The sequence below is a fragment of the Lysinibacillus sp. Ag94 genome, assembly GCF_023242215.1.
Lineage (GTDB): Bacteria > Bacillota > Bacilli > Bacillales_A > Planococcaceae > Lysinibacillus.
The window spans coordinates 4,316,015-4,336,615 of record NZ_CP096780.1; the positions used below are offsets into that span (position 1 = coordinate 4,316,015).

The 20,601-nt window shown below is 37.5% G+C and carries 24 protein-coding genes and 1 other annotated feature (1 of these 25 running past the window's edge); of the genes, 5 read left to right on the top strand and 19 right to left on the bottom strand.

The annotated features are described in order from the left end of the window. Window positions 1-7: a binding site (T-box leader), on the bottom strand (it extends 260 nt beyond the left edge of the window). A gap of 165 nt (window positions 8-172) precedes the next feature. From MY533_RS20375 to rsgA, 3 genes are read right to left on the bottom strand one after another with little or no spacing between them, the layout of a single operon-like run. Continuing rightward, window positions 173-820, bottom strand: coding sequence for an HAD hydrolase-like protein (locus MY533_RS20375; protein ID WP_248717365.1), 648 nt, complete (start codon window positions 818-820; stop codon window positions 173-175). A 54-nt stretch (window positions 821-874) separates the two neighbouring features. Beyond that, on the bottom strand, window positions 875-1,300 hold the full coding sequence (gene fosM / locus MY533_RS20380) for a FosM family fosfomycin resistance protein (RefSeq protein WP_248717366.1): 426 nt from the start codon (window positions 1,298-1,300) through the stop codon (window positions 875-877). Window positions 1,301-1,338: 38 nt separating this feature from the next. After that, window positions 1,339-2,415, bottom strand: a complete 1,077-nt coding sequence (gene rsgA / locus MY533_RS20385; protein ID WP_248717367.1) for a ribosome small subunit-dependent GTPase A — start codon at window positions 2,413-2,415, stop codon at window positions 1,339-1,341. Between the two features lie 367 nt (window positions 2,416-2,782). On the opposite strand from rsgA, the gene MY533_RS20390 reads away from it, so the two are divergent. Next, window positions 2,783-3,865 carry a type III polyketide synthase gene (locus MY533_RS20390; protein ID WP_248717368.1) on the top strand — a complete coding sequence of 361 codons (1,083 nt, stop codon included), beginning with the start codon at window positions 2,783-2,785 and terminating at the stop codon, window positions 3,863-3,865. 1 nt (window position 3,866) lies between these two features. Further along, window positions 3,867-4,409, top strand: a complete 543-nt coding sequence (locus MY533_RS20395) for an isoprenylcysteine carboxyl methyltransferase family protein (RefSeq protein ID WP_248717369.1) — start codon at window positions 3,867-3,869, stop codon at window positions 4,407-4,409. Window positions 4,410-4,459: 50 nt separating this feature from the next. On the opposite strand, the gene MY533_RS20400 is transcribed toward MY533_RS20395, so the two are convergent. Beyond that, entirely contained in the window at window positions 4,460-5,653 is a 1,194-nt protein-coding gene (locus tag MY533_RS20400; RefSeq protein WP_248717370.1) for a GTP-binding protein, read from the bottom strand. A 169-nt stretch (window positions 5,654-5,822) separates the two neighbouring features. Here MY533_RS20400 and rpmG point away from each other — a divergent pair, with 169 nt between their 5' ends. Next, window positions 5,823-5,972, top strand: a complete 150-nt coding sequence (rpmG, locus tag MY533_RS20405; protein ID WP_053481849.1) for a 50S ribosomal protein L33 — start codon at window positions 5,823-5,825, stop codon at window positions 5,970-5,972. A gap of 90 nt (window positions 5,973-6,062) precedes the next feature. On the opposite strand, the gene MY533_RS20410 is transcribed toward rpmG, so the two are convergent. From MY533_RS20410 to MY533_RS20425, 4 genes are all read right to left on the bottom strand, one after another. After that, window positions 6,063-6,866 (bottom strand): hypothetical protein, encoded by an 804-nt coding sequence (locus tag MY533_RS20410; protein ID WP_248717371.1) that lies wholly within the window; start codon window positions 6,864-6,866, stop codon window positions 6,063-6,065. Window positions 6,867-6,881: 15 nt separating this feature from the next. Continuing rightward, window positions 6,882-7,178 (bottom strand): hypothetical protein, encoded by a 297-nt coding sequence (locus MY533_RS20415; RefSeq protein WP_142508614.1) that lies wholly within the window; start codon window positions 7,176-7,178, stop codon window positions 6,882-6,884. After that, entirely contained in the window at window positions 7,171-7,746 is a 576-nt protein-coding gene (locus tag MY533_RS20420; protein ID WP_248717372.1) for a hypothetical protein, read from the bottom strand. Before MY533_RS20420 ends, MY533_RS20415 begins: the two co-directional genes overlap by 8 nt. A 127-nt stretch (window positions 7,747-7,873) precedes the next feature. Continuing rightward, entirely contained in the window at window positions 7,874-8,512 is a 639-nt protein-coding gene (locus MY533_RS20425) for a BMQ_0737 family morphogenetic spore coat protein (RefSeq protein ID WP_132361363.1), read from the bottom strand. Window positions 8,513-8,951: 439 nt separating this feature from the next. Between MY533_RS20425 and MY533_RS20430 the strand changes: the two genes are divergently transcribed. Both MY533_RS20430 and MY533_RS20435 read left to right on the top strand, forming a co-directional pair. After that, a complete protein-coding gene (locus MY533_RS20430; RefSeq protein ID WP_248717373.1) occupies window positions 8,952-10,268 on the top strand; it encodes a ring-infected erythrocyte surface antigen domain-containing protein in 1,317 nt (438 codons plus the stop codon). 263 nt (window positions 10,269-10,531) lie between these two features. After that, window positions 10,532-11,146, top strand: a complete 615-nt coding sequence (locus MY533_RS20435; RefSeq protein WP_248717374.1) for an exosporium glycoprotein BclB-related protein — start codon at window positions 10,532-10,534, stop codon at window positions 11,144-11,146. Window positions 11,147-11,287: 141 nt separating this feature from the next. Here MY533_RS20435 and MY533_RS20440 read toward each other — a convergent pair whose 3' ends face one another. The 11 genes from MY533_RS20440 to MY533_RS20490 all read right to left on the bottom strand — a co-directional run bounded on the left by MY533_RS20440 (window position 11,288) and on the right by MY533_RS20490 (window position 20,243). Continuing rightward, the gene (locus MY533_RS20440) at window positions 11,288-11,800 is read right to left on the bottom strand and encodes a YfiT family bacillithiol transferase (RefSeq protein ID WP_248717375.1); all 513 of its coding nucleotides are present in this window, start codon (window positions 11,798-11,800) and stop codon (window positions 11,288-11,290) included. Between the two features lie 150 nt (window positions 11,801-11,950). After that, window positions 11,951-12,433, bottom strand: coding sequence for a DUF4871 domain-containing protein (locus tag MY533_RS20445; RefSeq protein WP_248717376.1), 483 nt, complete (start codon window positions 12,431-12,433; stop codon window positions 11,951-11,953). Window positions 12,434-12,523: 90 nt separating this feature from the next. Then, window positions 12,524-13,168: a hypothetical protein gene (locus MY533_RS20450; protein WP_248717377.1), complete on the bottom strand. Its 645-nt coding sequence runs from the start codon at window positions 13,166-13,168 to the stop codon at window positions 12,524-12,526. Between the two features lie 170 nt (window positions 13,169-13,338). After that, window positions 13,339-14,112: an alpha/beta hydrolase gene (locus MY533_RS20455; protein WP_248717378.1), complete on the bottom strand. Its 774-nt coding sequence runs from the start codon at window positions 14,110-14,112 to the stop codon at window positions 13,339-13,341. Continuing rightward, on the bottom strand, window positions 14,109-14,909 hold the full coding sequence (locus tag MY533_RS20460; RefSeq protein WP_142508619.1) for an ABC transporter ATP-binding protein: 801 nt from the start codon (window positions 14,907-14,909) through the stop codon (window positions 14,109-14,111). Before MY533_RS20460 ends, MY533_RS20455 begins: the two co-directional genes overlap by 4 nt. Window positions 14,910-14,920: 11 nt before the next feature. Next, the gene (locus MY533_RS20465; RefSeq protein ID WP_371873277.1) at window positions 14,921-15,952 is read right to left on the bottom strand and encodes a FecCD family ABC transporter permease; all 1,032 of its coding nucleotides are present in this window, start codon (window positions 15,950-15,952) and stop codon (window positions 14,921-14,923) included. Next, window positions 15,945-16,952, bottom strand: coding sequence for a FecCD family ABC transporter permease (locus MY533_RS20470; RefSeq protein WP_248717379.1), 1,008 nt, complete (start codon window positions 16,950-16,952; stop codon window positions 15,945-15,947). Before MY533_RS20470 ends, MY533_RS20465 begins: the two co-directional genes overlap by 8 nt. Window positions 16,953-17,205: 253 nt before the next feature. Further along, window positions 17,206-18,183: an ABC transporter substrate-binding protein gene (locus MY533_RS20475; RefSeq protein ID WP_248717380.1), complete on the bottom strand. Its 978-nt coding sequence runs from the start codon at window positions 18,181-18,183 to the stop codon at window positions 17,206-17,208. Window positions 18,184-18,402: 219 nt separating this feature from the next. Continuing rightward, window positions 18,403-19,233, bottom strand: coding sequence for a helix-turn-helix domain-containing protein (locus MY533_RS20480; protein ID WP_248717381.1), 831 nt, complete (start codon window positions 19,231-19,233; stop codon window positions 18,403-18,405). Window positions 19,234-19,243: 10 nt separating this feature from the next. Next, window positions 19,244-19,708 (bottom strand): DinB family protein, encoded by a 465-nt coding sequence (locus tag MY533_RS20485; protein WP_248717382.1) that lies wholly within the window; start codon window positions 19,706-19,708, stop codon window positions 19,244-19,246. Between the two features lie 25 nt (window positions 19,709-19,733). Further along, window positions 19,734-20,243, bottom strand: coding sequence for a nucleotidyltransferase family protein (locus MY533_RS20490; protein WP_248717383.1), 510 nt, complete (start codon window positions 20,241-20,243; stop codon window positions 19,734-19,736). Between the last annotated feature and the right edge of the window lie 358 nt (window positions 20,244-20,601).

The following is a 20,601-nucleotide window of genomic DNA, read 5'->3' on the forward strand; positions in this document are numbered from 1 at the left end:
CTTTTACTATAGATTTCCACCATTTTACTCTTTATGCCGTTGAATTGCAATGCATGTCGATAAATTGCTCTTAGTTCTCGATAAACTGAAAAACTTAGGCGATAAATCATTCAATCTTTTCGATAAAACGAAAAAGTTGGGTGATAAATCAGAAAATGTAGTCGATAAAATTTTATCCAAGCTTTATTTCAAGCAACTCTTTTAAATTATTAATGACAATGTCCGCTTTTCGTAATTCTGTGTCCTGCGCAAAGTCGAAACGTACACCAACTGAAAGCAACTGATTATCCCGAGCTGCCTGAATATCAGAAGAACGATCACCTACAACTGCGCCGCATTCAATGGCATTTTCCTCGATGACCTTTTTCACTAAATCAGATTTATGACCGCTCGAAATGGACTGAATACTATATGTACCGTTGATAAAACGCCGTAATTGATAGGTTTCTACTATTGCTTGTAAATACTCTGTTTGCCCATTACTGGCGATAAATAAATCATAGTTTTCTGCCAATATAGCAAGAGTTTGCTCTGCATTTGGATATAATGCGCCCTGGCGATTACGTATTTGTTCAATAAGCTTAACATGGAATAATGCGTTGCTTTCTTCACGTGTCTCTAGCGTGTGCATAGGACATAACGTTTCCCAGACAACAGGTAATGGAACACCCATAATTTCACGGTATTTCTCTATTGGTGTTTCTCCCTGCCACAAGCCCTTTGCACGCAGCACATTAAACGTCGCCGATAATGCTGGCTCTAATATTAGATTTGTTTGAAATAAAGTACCATCCATATCAAAAATAATAGCTTTTTTCATAAAATCACCCCTTCTACTATTATTACGTTTTCATTAGAAGGAGTGTTGCAATCATTAGACGTCAAAAAACTCCATATGCATTTTTTCCTTCTTATAGTAATCCAATCGGTCCTGTAAAGTCCCTGTATGAAATTCGAATTTATGACCATCTGGATCCGTGAAGTAAATCGATTTTTTATCTCGTACATCTCTTTGTCTGCCTTCCAGAATGTTGACATTATGATGGACTAGCTTTTCATACATTTTGTCAAAATCGGCCTCCTGGATAGAAAACGCTATATGTGTATAGGATTGATGTATGTCATTGCGTGGGATATCCTGTTCTACATTCAGGGCAAGCCACAGCCCATTTACATCTAAATAGGCTGTACTTCTACCCTTCACTAATAATTTTGCGTCAAAAACCTTTTCATAAAATGCGATGGATGTCTCTAAATTTGACACTGAAAATAATAAATGATTTATGTTTTGGATTGTCATTTTCGTACCCCCAACTATGAAATTGCTGCTCACTCTTACTAATTTGATTTTTTGCCCTTCTTTAAGCCTTTCGCAATTTGCTTCGATTTGCGTTGCTCATTTAGTCTAGCCTGAGCATTTGTTTTGCGTTCGATAAAAGCAAGTTCTCTTTGCAATTTAAAGTAGCTTTGGAGACGTGATCGTTCAAGTACACCATCTGTAATTGCTTGCTGTACAGCACAGTGTGGCTCCTTCTGATGTGTACAATCCCTGTAACGACAAGCCGCAGAAAGTTCCTCAATATCCTGAAAACTAGCGGATAAGCTATCACTCTGATCCCATAATTGTAGCTCCCGCATTCCTGGTGTATCAATTAAACAGCCGCCTTCTGGCAATAAAACTAACTCACGATGTGTTGTTGTATGGCGCCCCCTCGCATCATCTTCACGAATACCTGAAACCTTCATAAGCTCCTCACCACTAAGAGCATTTGTCAATGTGGATTTCCCTGCGCCAGAAGAACCAAGTAATGCGCCCGTCACACCTTCCGTAAATAGCGCACGAATATCTTCTAAGCCCTCACCTGACAGTGCACTAGTCACAAAAACATCTACACCAAACGCTACAGACTCAACCTCACGTATTTTACTAGCAACATCTTCACAAAGATCTGCCTTCGTCAATACAACGATCGGCTTTGCACCCGAATCCCACGCAGCTACTAAATAGCGTTCTAAACGACGAATATTAAAGTCTGCATTTAAGCTCATAACAAGAAGTACGATATCAACATTCGATGCTACAATCTGCTCTTGTATTTCCAGCCCCGCGGCCTTGCGGGAAAAGACTGATTTACGTGTAAACAATTTATGAATGATCGCCTTTTCCTCACCAGGCATTTTCTCGACTAGCACCCAATCTCCTACTGCGGGAAAATCTTCCCGTGCTAATGATGTATAGGCGTAATGTCCAGCAATCGTTGCCAGCCACTCACCTTCTTCAGCTAGTACACGATAGGAATGTTTATGCTCTAAAGTAACCCTAGCCGGCACACAATTCGCCAGCTTAGCCTCCTGCTTAAATCCAGTCATTTGCTCTTCAAAATATGTTGAAAATCCTAAAGTTGTTAAATTCAAGTTGTTTTCCTCCTAAATGTGAATATCCTTTGTATCAATTGAAATTAATCAAAAAAACCTTGTCTCTGCGCAATTCGGCAGTTACAAGGTTCACAGGCACATTTAAGAGAATATACAAATTACCACAATTATCATTTAAATACACGGTGTGGTCAATTTATATATTTTAGGCGTGCGAAACTGAACAAACCGAATTGCAGCTCGTTAAAAACGGATCTATTCATCATGTCACATCACCTACTTCCGATTTAGTTATTTCCAATATAGCTAAATATTCCGAAATTGTCAATTATCTTCTAACAAGCATGTATCCCCTCCCCCCCTGCATACAATAAACAAGACCACTATTGGCGAAGGAGATGTTGAATTGTCAAAAATCATTTCTATTAGTACATACCAACCACCGTACACATTACAACAAATAAACGCAGAGGAGCTAACAAAGGAACTTTTCCATGCGAAAATCCCTAAGTTAGAACGTTACTTAAAAGTTTTTGAGAATGGTGGTATTGCAACACGCCATTTTTGTGTACCACCTGAATGGCATCGTACCGATCATTCCTTTGAGGAACGAAACAATTTATATATTGAACTAGCTACACAATATAGCGTTGATGTCATTCAAGCCTGTTTACAAAATGAAGCGTTTTTACAATCACCGGTTTCTCCTAAAGACATTGATGCTATTATTTTTGTAAGTAGTACTGGTATTTCCACACCAAGTATTGATGCACGAGTTATGAATAAACTTCCTTTTTCAGACAGACTTAAACGTATTCCACTTTGGGGACTTGGCTGTGCTGGTGGTGCGGCGGGTGTTAGTAGAGCCTATGATTTTTGTCGTGCCCATCCAGAAGCAAAAGTTCTTGTCGTTTGTGTCGAGCTTTGTAGTCTAACCTTTCAGCCAAATGATTTTTCAAAAAGCAATTTAATCGGTGCGTCTCTTTTTGCAGATGGAGCCGCATGTATACTCGTCTGTGGAGATGACGTGAATATCGCAGTAAAAAAACCAATACCTGCTATTATCGGGACTGGCTCTAAATGGATGCCCGATTCAGAAAATGTTATGGGTTGGAATATTAAGAACAATGGTCTACATGTCGTTTTTCAGAAAAGTATTCCTGCCATCATCACCAATTGGCTCGGGCCATTCATTGAACAATTTTTATTGGAACATGAACTATACAATGAACAGCTTACCCATTTCATCGCACATCCCGGCGGTAAAAAAGTGTTAAAAGCTTATGAAGATACTCTATATCTAGCTTCCAAAAAAACCGATATTTCTCGGGAAATATTGAAATTTCACGGAAATATGTCATCTCCTACGGTGCTATATGTATTGGAGCAATTTATGTTAAACGAAGGACAAGTAGAGGATACTGGCTTGCTCGTCGCTCTCGGCCCTGGCTTCTGTGCTGAAGCTGTATTACTTAAATGGAGGGAGTAGCATGATTATTTACATTATTTTGTTCCTCGTCATTCTACAAAGATTGACAGAAGTTTTCATTGCAAAACGCAATGAAAGATGGATGCTTTCACAAGGGGCATACGAAGTTGGTTCTTCTCATTATCCATATATGGTTGCTTTGCATGCTGGTTTTTTCCTATTTTTAATTATTGAAGTCGTTACTAATCATAAAAGTTTATCTCCTTTATTTCCGTTATTATTTTTATTATTTATTGCCGTTCAAGTATTACGCATTTGGTGTATCCGTTCATTGGGGTCTTTTTGGAACACAAAAATACTCATATTGCCGAATGCAGAAGTTGTACGAAAAGGCCCTTACACATTTATGCGTCATCCAAATTACGCTGTAGTTTGCTTAGAAATTATGCTTCTACCTTTAATGTTTCAAGCATATTTTACAGCATTTTGCTTTACACTTTTAAATGTGACAATGCTCTCCGTACGCATTCCACTTGAGGAAAAAGCCTTGCGAGATGCGACTAATTATAATCATGTATTTCAAAAGAAGATTTCGGAATCCTAGCCGAAATCTTCTTTGTTTCGCTTTCGCTATCTAAACACTTGCTAAAAGATTTAATGCCATTCCCAATTGAACGGATCTTGTAAACCATCCCATGAGTTATTAAACTCATCTTCCGTTAATAAACACTTGTCTAGTTCTTTTATAATCGCCTCTTTATCTAAATCAACACCAATAATAACGAGCTGTGTCATGCGATCTCCAAATTCCTCATCCCAATCTTCTACTACCTCAGGACTTTGCAAGAAAACATCCTGCTGTTGTTCCTTTGGTAGAGCGGCTACCCAATAAGAAACTGGTTCTATTTTTGCCGATGAACCTGCCTGTGATAGTAATAATGCAACATTCTGATGTTTCGCACTCCAAATAATACCCTTTGCTCGGACAATCGATTCTGGCATATGATCACACCATTCTACAAATCGCATTGGATGAAATGGTCTTCTACGCTTATAAATGAAAGAAGAAATGCCATACTCCTCCGTTTCCGGTGTATGATTTTCATGACCAAGCTCTAATTCTTTTAACCAGCCAGCAGATTCTGATACCCGTTCAAAGTCAAAGCGTCCAGTATTTAAAATCTCAGCGGGCTCTATTACACCGTTTACTGTACGAATTAGCTTGGCTTCAGGTTGTAATGCACGTAAAATACGTTCTAATCTTTCAAGCTCTTCATCTGATACTAAATCACATTTGTTTAATACAAGGACATCACAAAATTCGATTTGGTCAATGAGTAAGTCGGCAACATCTCTTTCATCTAACTCGCCGACTGCCTCCTTACGCTCTAAAAGGCTTTCACCCGACTGAAAATCATGCCAAAAACGATTCGCATCTACAACTGTCACCATCGTATCAAGCTGGCAAAACATTGTTAAATCAATACCAAGCTCCTCATCTAAATAGCTAAATGTTTGGGCAACAGGTATTGGTTCACTAATCCCCGTCGATTCAATTAAAATATAATCAATAGTACCGAGCTTCGCGAGACGCTCCACCTCCTGTAATAAATCCTCACGTAGCGTGCAACAAATACAACCATTCGATAGCTCCACAAATTTTTCCTCTGTTCGTGAAATGCCGCTTCCATTTGCAATTAGTTCTGCATCGATATTAATTTCACTCATATCATTGACGATTACAGCAACACGCATATCTTTTTCATTTTGTAAAACGTGATTCATCATTGTTGTCTTACCAGAACCTAAATAACCACTTAACACTGTAACGGGGATTTTCTTTGTCATCTTTACAACTCCTTAAATCGTAATTATTACTATTTACATTTCGTAATTAAAACATAGAGTCCTAAAAAACGCAACGCTAAAAACTTTACGGAAATACGGTATTGACATATTTCACTAAAAATAATAATGTATAAAGCGTAATTATTACGATTTAAAAGGGGGTTATTTTATGCGTGTACAAGTGACATTAGCCTGTACAGAAACAGGTGATAAAAACTATATCACTACAAAAAATAAACGAACTAATCCAGAAAGGCTGGAGCTTAAGAAATATTCACCACGTTTGAAAAGAGTTACATTACACAGAGAAACGAAATAATATGTATTATGTCTAGAGTTCACTAGTAACATAAAAATGGCTGTTTCAAAAGTGTCTGTCGTACTTTTGAAACAGCTTGCAACACAAACTTTATACAATTTTATCAGTATTGATGTCGATAGTAAGCTCGTTCAATTTATGTTCCAGATCCTCAAGTAAGCGTAATTTATGATTCAATTGCTTCTCAAAATCCATTGATTGAGCAAATACCTTATTTACTTGAGCATCTATATGTGTAATAAACCCTGGATTCATTATCGTTTTTCCACTCAGAGAAAGGCTATATTTTTTGATATCCGCCAATTCTTCCGTTAATCTTGCTATCTCACTACTTTTCTCCTCTAATTCTTTGGTTAAATGCTTATTAAGATTGTCTGAACTGGCTTGTTCTAAACGGGATCTTTCAAGGGCTTCAATGATAGTATTCATTTGTTGGCTTATATCCTTTGTAAAAACGTTCAGCTTCTTTTCAAGGCAATCGACTATAGTCTTATCATGAACATCTGAATTTGTAGAAAGTAATTTATCTTTAGCAGATTTTAACGTGTCCTTCATTAGCTTATTTTCTGCACGCAGCTCTTCTAATTCCTTTAATAAACCCTCTATCGAAGAAAGTTGTTTTTTCTTCTGGGTTTCTCTTGCTTGTATATCTTCATAGTAAGTTTTAAGTTTTTTTTCATGGTCTCTCTTCTGCTTTAAAAGCTCCATCGAAAGCTCCCTTTTCTGCTTTGTTAATTGAACATTTTCCCGCTCTAATCTCAGTACTAGTGAATAATAATCACTATCTCTGAGCCTTTTAACTTCATTTTTATATTTCGCTAATTCTGCTCTTAAAAAAATGATCATTTGCTGCAACTGAATAGGATCATTGTTTTTAACAATATCATTATCCACTCTCGCGCCTCCTAATCACGACATTTTTTTAAGTAAACTAATCACTTCTTCAAATTGCTCCTTACTATCCTCTAACATCTCATCAAGCTGCTTAATAATCTTAATGTCTATTTCCTCATCACCAATTTCTTCAGCTTTGCTCTTTTCTCCTGACATTAAATAGGCAAGAAGTAGATTCAATGTGCCTTTTTCGAGATAAGCAAAGCTATTATTTTTCGTATTATTATAGTTAGATAGATTCGTAAGCTGTTCCTTTATTAGTTGATGGACAACACTATCTATTTTTTGATTTATATTTTCAGACTCACTCATTTTCATCCTCCTGTCTATGACTAATTCCATTGAGATTAATAGGATTTAAGACAACGACACCATCTTTGAACTCATCACAATATGTAAAACCCATGATACTTCCTGAATAAGAAAAATTATGACCCCACTTAATTTGAAAGTTAGGAAATGATAATGTTTCGTTTGGCTCTAACGTTGTTTTGCCTATAGGTCTAAGCCAGAATTCCTCCTTGCTCGATTGATCATTGATTCGTTCCCAGCTACTGTTGCCTTTTAAATTTGGTGCGAAATGTTCATAGACATACCTTCCTGAGAAAGAGAATGGAGAGTCTTCAGGCAGTTTTATACATAGATACGGATTCGTTATAGGCTGACTCCCTATATTGCGAATATGATAGGAGCCCAAGCATAAGCTTTCCTCATCAGGATTATAAGAAATATTGAACGAGGACGTGAAATAACTAATGATGTTGACACTATCCGGAATAATAAGCTTCTCAACCGTTTTTTTAATTTCATGAACATAAAAATCTGTTTGTTTTTTTAGTTCATTTATCTTTTCTTCCACATGATCGATACGAGTAGTCATAATTAGTACCCCCTTGCCAATAGTATTTAATTAACCAACCTACTTTAACTGTCTTAAATCTTTCATAAAAAAAAAGAGAGGATTAACCTCTCTTTATAATATGATTTTCTTCTATGTGTTAGTACCATTAACCAACTGTTGGGAAGATAGCAGGGCACTGCTGTGGGCGTACTACACCCGGACATGCGAACGGTAATTCTGCTCTTGGTTCGCAGAAAGTCGCTAAGAATTCCACAGTTACTGGGAATGTAGATTGAATACTTTGGCAAACAGATACAGTAATCGTTAATGCAGAAAACGTAATTGTCCCTGCTCCAGCAGTTAATGTTCCAGTTGTACACACGAAACAATCTAAATCCGTGAATAAAATTTCTACATCTGTCCCTGTTGGCGCACATAATGTAACTTGTTCGCAACGAGAAAGTGGAATAGTATTGCTTGTGAACATAGTGCCGTTCGGTAGACAAACAACTATCGTAAGAATAAAGTTCTTTTGAATAGTTAAATTTTGAAGACATACAGTTGCACCATCAATTGAGAATTGGCGATTCTCACGGTTCAAGATAACAATAGGGTTTGTTGTTGATGGAACTACCTTACATGTAACTACTGCACCTGTTAAATCCGTCGTTGGCGTTACTCCTGGAAAAGTAATTGGTCCAGTAGGGGAAAAATCAAACGACATTTCCTTTACAATCCAGTCAAATACCTTATCGACGTTTATACAAATAAGTTCTTGCGCCTGGGATGGCATATTCTCTAGCATCCTTTTGACACCTCCATAATTTTTTTTACCTTTCGTTTGTATCTTATGTTTTCTAACTAAAAGTGCATGGGCTAAAAAGTAATTCGTTCTGATTTTTATGAATCAATTATGCTTCAGCAAAATTGCCGCTGTCGCACAGATAAATTGCCACAGGACGTGGCTGAGTTCCTCTATTTTTAGCAGGTGTTTGAACCTGCCGAAAAGTAACTTAATTCAGCAATGTATCACCTATAAAGGCGGGAGTCTTCTGTAACTGGTGCTTTACTTTCGTTACGAAAAATAATTGCAAGTTAAAATACTAAAGTATCAGTATGTATCGTTTTTGCTTATACCGCCCTTTCTTAAGAAGAAACTAAAATGTTTGAAAGGACCGGTATATTTGTAACATAAAGTAAACATTTTTAATAAAATATAAATGGACTGAAAGGGGTGAAATGCAATGGAAGATTCAAAATTGTACTCCACTCAAGGCATTGAACAATTGAAGCAAAAAATAGAAGCCTACAAGGATACATTAACTTCATTAAAAATGGGAAATTCAATTGAAGATTACCTATTTATGAAAATGGATTTTGATGAAATTAAAACGCAAATGGCACTGTTAGAAGAGCTAAACGAAACAATAGATGATAAGCAAAAAAATTCCCAAATCAGAGGCTATGAGGAGCAGATAAAACTTCTATCAGCACAAATTGAGTCTTTGAATCAAACAATTGAAGAAATGAACCGAGATATACTAAAGGTTTTAAACAAATTACTTACGATTGAAAATACCGAAGCGCCAACCACTCCACCTAAAACTGAAAAAATATCTAATTTCTTTGCTAACGGTGCTCAGAGGGATTCGATCATTACACAGACAACAAGCCCGTCGGCGAATACATCTAAACAGCCCTCCTATAAAATGCTGCAAAATCTGGCAGGTAAAGCAACAAATACGCAATTAGATGGAAACAATGGTACGCCTTCTACTCGCAACGGAAATCAAAAAGATGTACCCGAGGAACGCCATTTTAATCAACAATACTTTCAATCAATAAATACTCATCCAAGCCAAATATATAATGGCTTATATAGAAATACGAACACTGAATCGACCTTCCATTTTAAGCACGCTACGAACATACAGGAAATCCCAATTAGTATCAATGGACCTGCCTTAGCGCCTGACGATGCCTCAACTCCCGAGAATTACAGAAAAAAAAATACTGCAGTCACTGTAGCTGAAATGAACGCTGCCATAACGAGTGAGCCAAGCAATCTTGAGGTACTTGAAACTGTTATTGAGCCTGTCGTTCCAGAGGTTGCCGAAAACGTTATTGAGCCTGTCGTTCCAGAAGTAGCCGAAAACGTTATTGAGCCTGTCGCTCCAGAGGTTGCCGAAAATGTTATTGAGCCTGTCGTTCCAGAGGTTGCCGAAAATGTTATTGAGCCTGTTATTCCGGAAGTAGCCAAAAATGTTATTGAGCCTGTTATTCCGGAAGTAGCCGAAAATGTTATTGAGCCTGTTATTCCGGAAGCGGCTGAAATAGTTAGTGCGCCTGTCATTCTGGAAACAGATAAAGTGATGAACGAGCAAGTGGACGCAAATAAATCACCTATTTTAAAAGGTGATGAATGTGAAAGTCTTGAACCTACATTAGGGGAAGTATATGAAACCCATACACAAATTGAAGAGGTAAACGAACCACCTGAGGAAAACCAGAAAAAAGAGAAGGGTTCTTTGTTTTTCAATTTCTTTCGAAAATGGAGTTAGTTTAAAGTTGTTGTGTACACAGCTTAGGATCAATCTAGATTTATACGATAAATTTGTCCAATGCGTATGAAAAATACATATTGGACTTTTTTGTTTAATTAACCACATAAGCAGAAGGTCAATTTCATTATAGAATACTTGTCATTGACAATAACCTCTAAAAAAGGCCTCCATAATTTCCACATATAAAAACTACAATACGGATATTTGCCCTAACCCTATAATCTTAGCTGAATAGAATAATGAAGAAAGGGGGTGTAAAAATGTGTACGAATTGTATGAATTCAGCGTGCGGCGGCTGCGCAAATCAAAATAATCAGTGTACTGCACTTGGTCCTTTTGAAGCTATTGAAGCTGCATGTATTACGACTCCACCAGCAACAGGCTCCATCATCCCATTCGCATCAGGAATAGTTCCTGTTGTTTTAACATCAGTTCTTGGTGGCGCGATCGGTACAGTTAGTCTTGTAGGGTTCGGTACGTCTATTCCAGGGGTAACTCTTACTGGTACAAATATAGATTTAACTGCCGCTACAGGAACAGAAGCCTTTTCAGTTCCACGTGCTGGTACTATTACATCTATTTCTGCATCATTGTCTGCAACAGTTGCTGTAACCCTTACAGGAACAGCAACAGTCAGAGCACAAATTTACCGCGCGGTTGCGGGAAGTAATGTTTTCAGCCCTACAACAGCATTTGTTGATTTAGCACCAGCTCTCTCAACTATAGCAGTAGGTACTATTACATTTGGTACTGCAAACGTTGCACCAGTGCCAGTAGCTGCTGGTGATCGCTTATTAATGGTGTTCTCCATTACTTCCTCAGGGATTGTTGCTACTGTTACTGGTAACGCAAGTGCAGGAATTAATATTGTATAAAAAATTATGTTCGTAAGTAGATAAAGCTACTAAACAGTATCATTATCCTTTTAACATACAATATTGACTTGAAAACAATTTCAAAAATAGGCGATTTTCTTCAAGATCTGGAAATCGCCTATTTTCACTTTGGAAAATTCTTTATTTAGCCAAAGCTATCTGAATATGAGCAAGATGATGTTTCCCGTGCCAAGCATATAAGGCTACAGCTTTTTCAAGTGTCATTAATCCTAAATCAGGATGATTAAATGCTCGTTGTAATTGCTCTGCCGTTAAGTTTGTTAGTAAATAAACCCAGCGTTCATGTAAGCTCTCAATCATTTTATAAGATGTTGAGGCGGGCATTTCCGAATCCGGAAGCTGTGCCCAATCCACTTCGTTATAAGGTTTAATTGTCGGAATATCCTCCGTCAAAGCTAGCTTAAAACGGATGTAGCTATTCATATGACTATCTGCAATATGGTGGACAAGCTGTGTAACAGTCCAAGCATTTTCTCGGTAGGATTTCGCTAATGCTTGCTCACTGGCTCCACTAAGTGCCTCTGCTAGTTGTTTCGGTAATAGACGAATATCCTCCACCCATTCCTGTACCTGCTGTGCTGTAACTACTTCTGGAAATTGAAATTGTCCAATTGGATATCGTAAATCAGTCATAATAACTATCCTCCATTTCTATTTTCTTACTTTTCATTTTACCAATTTTATAATTTTGTCGCTATTCGCATTAATTGTTCTAAGCAAAACCCTCATTTTATAAGAATTTCAGCTTACAAAACGAGGGTCATTATGTGAAATATTCACACTCTATTCATGTATATCGTAAATTAACGTATCAAAATAACTTTCATTTACATACAGTAAAATTGCCCATTCCCCCGGTTTTGGGATTTTTACACTTGATGGTCTATGGGCATCTGCACCATTAACAGGACCACCAAGCCCTATAGTCCAGCCATCTACTAAAATAGGGTGCACTGTTTTTGAATCTTTATGATAGCCGACAATTGTTAACTTGGTATCACGATCTTCTGCAATTCCCCAAAGATGCCACATCCATTTTTGAGTGTTTAAACTCGGCATATTGGCCCCGATAACACCTGATTTATCCTCGTTACCAATAATACCTCTCTCTCCAAACTCTACAGCCTTTTTGTCCCAATCAATTAATTTGAAGTCACTTTCTTGCACAAAGTCAGGTAAATCCTTTGGCAGAGTAACCGCTTTCTCATTCCTTGTACAGCCTACCAACATTAACAACACTGTTACGATAAGTATCCATCGCCTCATTATTACACTCCCTACAAGTCATAGTTATTTCATTAAACAAATGTATCGTGCAAATCGTTACAGAGTATTCAGATAATTTTATGCATTCTTTTATTCTATAGATCTCATCACAAATTTAACTAACGACTTTAGTGGATGAGTGATTGTTAAAGCTGTCTCTTTTTCGAATTGCCGTGCTGCCTCAACAATTGAAAGCTGTGCAACTGAAATATATTGCTGTTCGCCTGCTACATCATGAAGGGTTTGTATAATAATTTTATTATATATATCCTTTTTCCCCTGAATAATCAGTTCAAACGTATTGTCGATAATTATGATTTTAGTAGTAATGGTTTTATCATGTAGTAAAGCGTATTGTTGTAGTCTGTTCATCGTACCTTTAACGGTTTCAGAGTTTGTAAAAAGAATCGTTTGAGGCTGTTTTTCTTCACATACTGTTTCAAAGAAGGGCTCATCTATTTTCATAATGGGAATAGAAAGCTCAAGCTGTTCTTTCTCTAACAATGCAATATAATTCGTGCACGTTATTAAAATAGCATCCATGTTACAGCTTTCCATCCATTCAAGTTGCTCTTTCACCTTAAAAGCTAACCCTTCAGTCCTTTTTGATACTTGCTGTATAAGACCTGGATCCACAAAATGTACTAATTCTACTTTCTCAATGCTTTGAAATGCCTGTTCTATATACTCGATATTTGAATAATGTGCATGTAAACAGCCAAGCATCTTCTTCAAGGCTAGCCCCCCCCTTAATCAGTAAGCTACTTTTCCATTGTCACTACAGAAAGGGAAAAACCGTTACGATTTTCCTCCTTGGTTTCTTTTGTAACAATATATCCCAATGAATAATAAAATTTTAAACAAAAACAAACCGCATTACCATAAAATAATGCGGTCATTACTATTTATTTTTTGTTCATAAAACGTATTGCTCTACTCATAACAGTTGGGACGATGGAAGCATGATTTTCCTCCAACGCTTCATAGAAAGAGATATCCATGATTTTCTGTAATTCACTCGCGATTTGTTGTGCATCATCCACCATAAAGGTTTCAAGTTCCCCCACGCCAATGAATAATTTTTCATAAGCAAATGGACGCTCTTTTATAAATGTTGAGGCAAAATTGAATAGTTCATGCTCATTCCACCAAATAGAAGGGCTAATCGCTATATAACGTTGGAAGCTTGCTTGATGATGGAATAATTGCCAAAGTACATAGTAACCCGCTAATGAATGCCCAAACAGTGCTTCATGCTGCGTATTTACTGGGAATTCAGCCTGAATATTTGGCTTTAATTCCTCCTCTAAAAATCTACTAAAGTTCGCTGCTCCACCATGTTTCTCATAGCCATTACCTTTAAATCTTGCAGGATACGTATACGTTTCAGCTTGTCCTGTAAAATCATAAAATCTCCGTTCATGCATATCCGCACCATGCCCAATCCCTACAACAATAGTTGGAAAAACACCCGTTTTAGGTGCATTACGACTTTGTAGACGGATCGCTTCCTTTACAAGATGGAAATAGGACGACCCATCTAATACGTATAAAACTGGAAAACCTCCTTGTGGTACTTCTCCATTCGGTACATAGATATTTACTGTATAAGTATAATTCGTAAATTTCGATACAATTTGCTGCGTCTCATAATCAAGTACTTTCTTTTCCTCCATCATTTATCGGTCTCCTTCATAACATCATAGCCATAACATACTGGTGTTTTCGTAACTGGATCTTGCATAATACGTGCATTAATATTGAATACGTTCCGCATAACATCTGCACATAAAATTTCCTCAGGCGTGCCAGTTTTCATTACAGCTCCCTGTCGCATTGCGATTAAATGATCGGAATATCGTGCCGCATGGTTAATATCGTGCAATACCATCACAATCGTACAACGATGCTGTTCGTTTAAGTCTTTGACAATTTCTAGCACTTCTAACTGATGCGCCATATCTAAATAAGTTGTCGGTTCATCTAATAACAAAATATTCGTTTCTTGGGCTAAGGCCATTGCAAGCCATACACGCTGGCGTTGCCCTCCAGAAAGCTGAGCAAGCTCTCGATTTCGATACTCCATCGTATTTGTCACATTTAAAGCCCATTCAATCATTTCCTCATCCTTGTTTGTTAGGCGATTAACATTGTTACGATGAGGATAACGACCGTAAGCAATAAGCTCCTCAACCTTTAACTGACCTGGGGCAATAGGCGTCTGGGACAAGATTGCTAGCTTTTTCGCAATATCCTTCGTCGATAAATTTTGCATATTTTGGTCCTGTAAATAGACCGTTCCTTGCTGCTTCTTTAATATACGACCAATTGTTTTTAATAATGTTGATTTTCCACATCCATTTGGGCCAATAATAGTCGTAACCTTTCCTTCTTCTATTGTTAAATTTAAGCCTTCAAACACCCGAACCTGCTCATAGCCAGAAGCCAAATTTTCCATTCTAAATGCAGTTTGCATACTATTTCCCCCTATGCCTTCGATTTCACTAGTAAATATAAGAAATATGGAATCCCGATAATCGAAACAACAATACCAACTGCCAGCTCAGACGGCGCAAACACTGTTTTCCCTATAAAGTCAGCAAAAATAAGCAATCCCGCACCTATTAATGCACTTACTGGCATGACATAACGATGTTGTATCCCAACAAGCTGTTTAGCAATATGTGGTGCCATTAATCCAATAAAACCGATACTACCTGACACCGATACGCAGGCACTGACTAAGCCGACGCTTGCCAATAACAGCTTCATCTTCTCTTTTTCTACCGCTATTCCTAAGCTAGTAATACTGTCCTCTTCTAATTGAAAATAATCGAGCAAATAGGATTTCCGATAAACATAAAAGCCTATTAAAATAAGCCAAGGTAGCATAGTCACAACAAAAATCCAGTTTGCATTATAAATAGAACCAGCCATCCAAACTGCAGCAGCTTCATAATCTTGAGCATTCATTTTCAATGATAAAAACAGTGACAATGCCCCGAATCCACTATTAATCGCAATCCCTGTTAAAATTAGCCGTTGCATATCTAAATGACCGTTTTTCAGGGCAAACGTGTAAATTAACACAGCAGCCATCGCACCACCAACGAATCCAAAGATCGGCATCATCAAAATGGACAGCCAGCTACTCATATCTGCAGATGTAAGATGTAATTGAAAGAAAAACATAAAGATAACTACCGCTGCACCAGCACCAGCATTGATCCCTAAAATCCCAGGGTCTGCTAGGCCATTACGCGTAATACCTTGTAGTACAACCCCTGCCATCCCTAAACCAACCCCTACTAGCGCTGCAATGACAATTCGTGGTAAACGAAATTCAAAAATGACAAGATCAAATTTTGGATTTGGTTCAATGCGTAGTAATGTTTTTAAGATATCCATCACCGTCATATCAAAGACACCGTTTGTAAGGTGGAGATAGCTAGCACCAAAAATAAATAACATGAGTATCGAAACAATCATAACGAATACACTCGAGGTTTTTTTACGCACGTTTTTCACCTCCGTGTTTACGTACTAAATATAAGAAGAACGGGACACCAACAAATGCCGTTAATACACCGATTGGCGTTTCGAATGGATAATTAACAAAGCGACTGAGTACATCACAAAGCGCTAAGAAAAATGCTCCTACTGCAGCTGCACACGGAATGATAAAACGGTAATCCACTCCAACAAGGAAACGTGTAATATGAGGAATGACTAATCCTACAAAGGCAATCTTTCCTACAAGTGCAACAGCCGTACCTGTTAAACAGACAACGGCTAGCATACTAATAATTTTCACGGCTTTTGTTTTTTGCCCAAGCCCAATAGCTATATCTTCTCCTAATGAAGTTATCGTAATGGCCTTAGCTGATACTAATGCAAAAACTAAACCGACTAGCCCAAATGGAATAGCTAGCATGAGCATATCCATATCCACCATATGTACCTTTGTGTTATACCAAACACTTACCGTTTGTGATACTTGGAAATACATCGCAATGGCTGTAGCAATACTGCTCAAAAACGTACCAATGACCGTTCCAATAATAGCGAGTCTTACTGGTGATAAACCATTTCGAATTAAAGAGCCAAAACCAAATACAATCCCTGCTCCTAATGCTGAACCGAACATTGAAAGTAATATCATTTGGTAATTAGGAAGCCCTGGGAAAAATACTATTGCTAACGTAATCATAAATGCAGAACCATCATTCACTCCCATTAGTGAAGGGGATGCTAAATAATTTCGTGTAATACCTTGCATTACTGCCCCAGCCACCGCTAAAAATGACCCAACTAGTAATACCGCGACAATTCTAGGAATACGTCCTGTTCGTATAATTTGGTGATCAACATTCGAAGGATCAAATGCAGTAATCGCCTGCCACACCGTAATTGCACTAATGTCTTTTGTGCCGTACATAATGGATACTAATGCCACAATTGCAATTAGGATTGGAGCAGCTGCTAATATTGAAAATGCCACAATGTTTGTTTTTTTCAACTTCCACACCTTTTTCTATATCAATTATTCCTCGGCATAATTGTAGCTGTCGCTACAGATAAACAATGCGTCCGGAGGCTTTGGCCCAACACGATGTTGGTCACTCAGGCATTTTCACAGGATGTGAAGTTTTAGCCTGAGTTCCTCTTTACAGCGGATGTTTGGACATCCGCTAAAAGAAGTTGAACTCTATCTTATAAAAGGCTGGTAATAGCCTGGTGATGCCACCAAATCTACTACCAGCCTCTTTATACTATTTAAGTAATTTTTCAGCTGCGATATCTAAGAATTTCACCTTAGACCATGCAGTACCACCTTGCGCTAAAGGTTCAATGGCATTTACGAATACTTGATTATTTTGTGATGCCTTTAAGCTTGCAAAGATTGGATTCTTTTGTAACTCTTCTAATGCTTTTGGTGCGTCAGCATTTTCTGATTCCTCAAATTGAAGGAAAATAGCATCTGGATTAACCTCTGCTAATGTTTCAAGAGATAGTTCAGCCTGTGCCTTTGCAGTTTTTAAAACCTCTGGTATTGGAGCCCCTAAATCTTCATATAGCACAGGGTTTAAATAAACGCCCGCAGGATAGATATACATGATGCCACCACGTACTCGAATAACTAGTACTTGCTTGTCCGCTAATTGCTCTTTAGATTTCACTTGAGAATCAGCAACCTTCGCTTCATAATCAGCAATAATTTTTTTAGCCTCGTCTTCTTTACCTGTAAGCTGTGCAAGTAATGTTAAGTTCTCTTTCCAATTTGTAGAGACATGTGAATATGGAATCATCGTTTGAATTTTATTGAGCTTTTCAGCCATTTCCTTAGGATATTTTGTAGAACCTAAAATAACATCTGGATCAAGTTTAAGAATGGCTTCTGTATTCGGTGTCATTTTATCTCCAACAAGCTCAGCACCTTCTAAATCAGAAGCAAGATATGCTGGAATTTTCCCAGCGATATCAAGCACGCCAACAGGCTTGATACCGAGCATTGCCGCATCTTCCATAGACTCTAAGCTTGCAGCTACTATGTTTTTGACATCTGCGGCAATTTCGTATTTTTCACCTAAGTATGTAATCGTTTGTGTTTTCGCTTGATCTTGTGTTTCTGATGCACTAGTTTGTGCTACATTATTTGTAGATGTAGATTCTTCTGCTTTATCCGTTCCACACGCAGCCAAGGATAGAGCTAATAGAGCAGGTGCACACATTTTAAAATATTTATTCATAGATTTTCTCTCCTAACGAACATAATTATATTGATAATGATAATCATTTTCATTTATAAGTCAATAGTATTGATCGTTTTAATTGATATTCATTATCATTTACGGATACTATCCTAACAAAGAGAAAACTAGTTGTGAATGGACGAATTCGCGAAGCACATGGACTTTTGCCGATTTGCGACCACAAAAAAAGCCGCTTCTTGTTTAAGAAACAACTTTTTAGACGTATTTAGCTTCCCCCAGCATTGTTTTTCGATATGATGTCGGAGACATTCCAGTACATTTTTTAAATACTCGACTGAAATAAAAGCAATCTACATAACCTACACATTCTGCTATCTCTGCTACTGGAGAATCGTCATATTTCAGTAATTCCTTCGACCGTCGGATACGATATTCCGTTAAGTAGACGCTAGGCGTCATCCCTGTGTGCTGTTCAAACAGATAAGCAAATCTACGACGCTCCACACCAAATTCTTCAGCAATTTTTGAAACAGAAAGTTGAGTAGCATAATTCTCATGTATATACTGTAAAGCTTGCTCCATCTGGTCACTTGCCGTATCGAGTATCTTCACTTTTGCCGATATAAGAATGGCTTCCAAAAGATTCATAAATAGAGTTTTTGCTTTGAATATTGACATATTATCTGGCATTGCTTGGCTTTCTATTAACTGCTGTACATAGTCAATAATTTTTGTATGATAGCCTGTATTAATTAAAAAGTGCTGAGCTGATAATGGATATAGCGGTATTTCTTCTGAAGGGATATGGTAATGAACAACCGCATACTCCCATCCTTTATCATCTGAAGCTTTAATTTCGATTGGCATTTGTGGTCCTGCATGTACGACCATTCCCGGCTCCATTGCATAAGGGACACCGTTAAAGCTAAATATAGCGCTACCTGCAAGTGGCACAACCAATCCACACTTCCCAGGGGCTGTTGTACGACCAATATCTATTTGGCCCGGCTCCATTTTATTTGTAAAAACATCCGTAAAACTTACAGATGCATGCGCATAATAATCGATTAAATATTTGATATCCACTTTATACCCTCTACATTCTTAAGAACTTTCGAACTTGTGAAAAATGATGCAAATCATGATCTACTAAACTTGCAAAATAACCGGAAAGTGTTAATTCTGAATTACCTATTGTAAAAGGCTGTCGCCATTGCTCATCAACTATTTGATAAAGCTCGTCAATTAGCTGCTGTCTCTGTTTAATAAATTTGGCTATCGTTTCTTCTTTACTTTGTGCACGACTATCTTTTGCTGCACTAGTATTCATCTCTTCTACAGTCGGTCCTTTTGGTAAGCTTTCTCCTGTAAAAAGAAACGGTAGACGTTGTTTTACCACGAATTCATCCCATGGAGTAAGATGTCCAATTACCTCTGCCACCGTCCATTTTCCAGGAGCTATAGACGTGCGCCATTGTTCTTCTGTTATGCTTGCTAAACTTTCGACAAACACAATAGCTTTTTCATAATGCGAGATTATTTGATGTTTATCGTGATACAAATTCCCTTAGCTCCTTCGCTTCATTTTAGTAGAAAATCTGTAGTTTCGGCCAAATTGATTTCCACTGTTTGTTATGAATTCTGCTTTTATAAACGTCATGCATCGGAGAGTCTTTTTGAAAATATTGTGTAGGAGCGACAGTTCCAGAAACTAAGTGTTTGATACCGTGTGGTGCAGCTATCTCAAGTATTCCATTCGTAAGTCTCACACCAATAGCTGTCGGGGTTTCTGGAAAATGTGCCATGCCATCTAAAGATGACTGATAAGGTGTACAATTATTTACTACATGCATCCTTGCTTGATTTTTTACAGACCAAGGCTCATTCTGTAAATACTTTGTCAATTCTTGTTCATGCTGCTTTTCATAGTTCTCGGAAAGATTTACTTTATCAAAATATATCACATCAATATCGGCTAATGGTGTTCTCTCTTCTTTTTCATGTAAATAATCCCACACCTTGGCTCGAATAAATCCTGCACATACCCATGAATCAGGTAATTGTAACTTTTCCACAGTTTTTAAAATGTTCATCATCCATTTGTCTGCGGCAATTAAGCTTTTTAGCTCCTCTTCTGTTTTTATCAGTTTCTTTCACCTCTGAATTCATAATTATTATGATTCTCAACCCATGTTCATATTTGGGGGGCAATACCCTTAGATGCTTCACGAAAATATCATGACCTGCATCAGCGATTGACCCAAACTATTTATAACTCAATTTCATAGGGCTAAGCAGGGCCAATGAGAAGAAATCGGCGCTTTAAGGGGACTGTATTTCAAGAAGAAGTATTATTTTGTATAAATTACATTTATATAAAATAAAAAATAATATATTAGATTTATAAATTATTTATCAGTACCCTTTAACTAATAACGCTAAAGGAGACGCTTA

Bases quoted from the DNA above. Each gene is read 5' to 3' on its own strand.
- MY533_RS20375 (WP_248717365.1), bottom strand. From the start codon at position 820: ATGAAAAAAGCTATTATTTTTGATATGGATGGTACTTTATTTCAAACA.
- fosM (WP_248717366.1), bottom strand. From the start codon at position 1,300: ATGACAATCCAAAACATAAATCATTTATTATTTTCAGTGTCAAATTTA.
- MY533_RS20395 (WP_248717369.1), top strand. From the start codon at position 3,867: ATGATTATTTACATTATTTTGTTCCTCGTCATTCTACAAAGATTGACA.
- MY533_RS20400 (WP_248717370.1), bottom strand. From the start codon at position 5,653: ATGACAAAGAAAATCCCCGTTACAGTGTTAAGTGGTTATTTAGGTTCT.
- rpmG (WP_053481849.1), top strand. From the start codon at position 5,823: ATGCGTGTACAAGTGACATTAGCCTGTACAGAAACAGGTGATAAAAAC.
- MY533_RS20415 (WP_142508614.1), bottom strand. From the start codon at position 7,178: ATGAGTGAGTCTGAAAATATAAATCAAAAAATAGATAGTGTTGTCCAT.
- MY533_RS20420 (WP_248717372.1), bottom strand. From the start codon at position 7,746: ATGACTACTCGTATCGATCATGTGGAAGAAAAGATAAATGAACTAAAA.
- MY533_RS20425 (WP_132361363.1), bottom strand. From the start codon at position 8,512: ATGCTAGAGAATATGCCATCCCAGGCGCAAGAACTTATTTGTATAAAC.
- MY533_RS20430 (WP_248717373.1), top strand. From the start codon at position 8,952: ATGGAAGATTCAAAATTGTACTCCACTCAAGGCATTGAACAATTGAAG.
- MY533_RS20435 (WP_248717374.1), top strand. From the start codon at position 10,532: ATGTGTACGAATTGTATGAATTCAGCGTGCGGCGGCTGCGCAAATCAA.
- MY533_RS20440 (WP_248717375.1), bottom strand. From the start codon at position 11,800: ATGACTGATTTACGATATCCAATTGGACAATTTCAATTTCCAGAAGTA.
- MY533_RS20445 (WP_248717376.1), bottom strand. From the start codon at position 12,433: ATGAGGCGATGGATACTTATCGTAACAGTGTTGTTAATGTTGGTAGGC.
- MY533_RS20455 (WP_248717378.1), bottom strand. From the start codon at position 14,112: ATGATGGAGGAAAAGAAAGTACTTGATTATGAGACGCAGCAAATTGTA.
- MY533_RS20460 (WP_142508619.1), bottom strand. From the start codon at position 14,909: ATGCAAACTGCATTTAGAATGGAAAATTTGGCTTCTGGCTATGAGCAG.
- MY533_RS20475 (WP_248717380.1), bottom strand. From the start codon at position 18,183: ATGAATAAATATTTTAAAATGTGTGCACCTGCTCTATTAGCTCTATCC.
- MY533_RS20490 (WP_248717383.1), bottom strand. From the start codon at position 20,243: ATGATGAACATTTTAAAAACTGTGGAAAAGTTACAATTACCTGATTCA.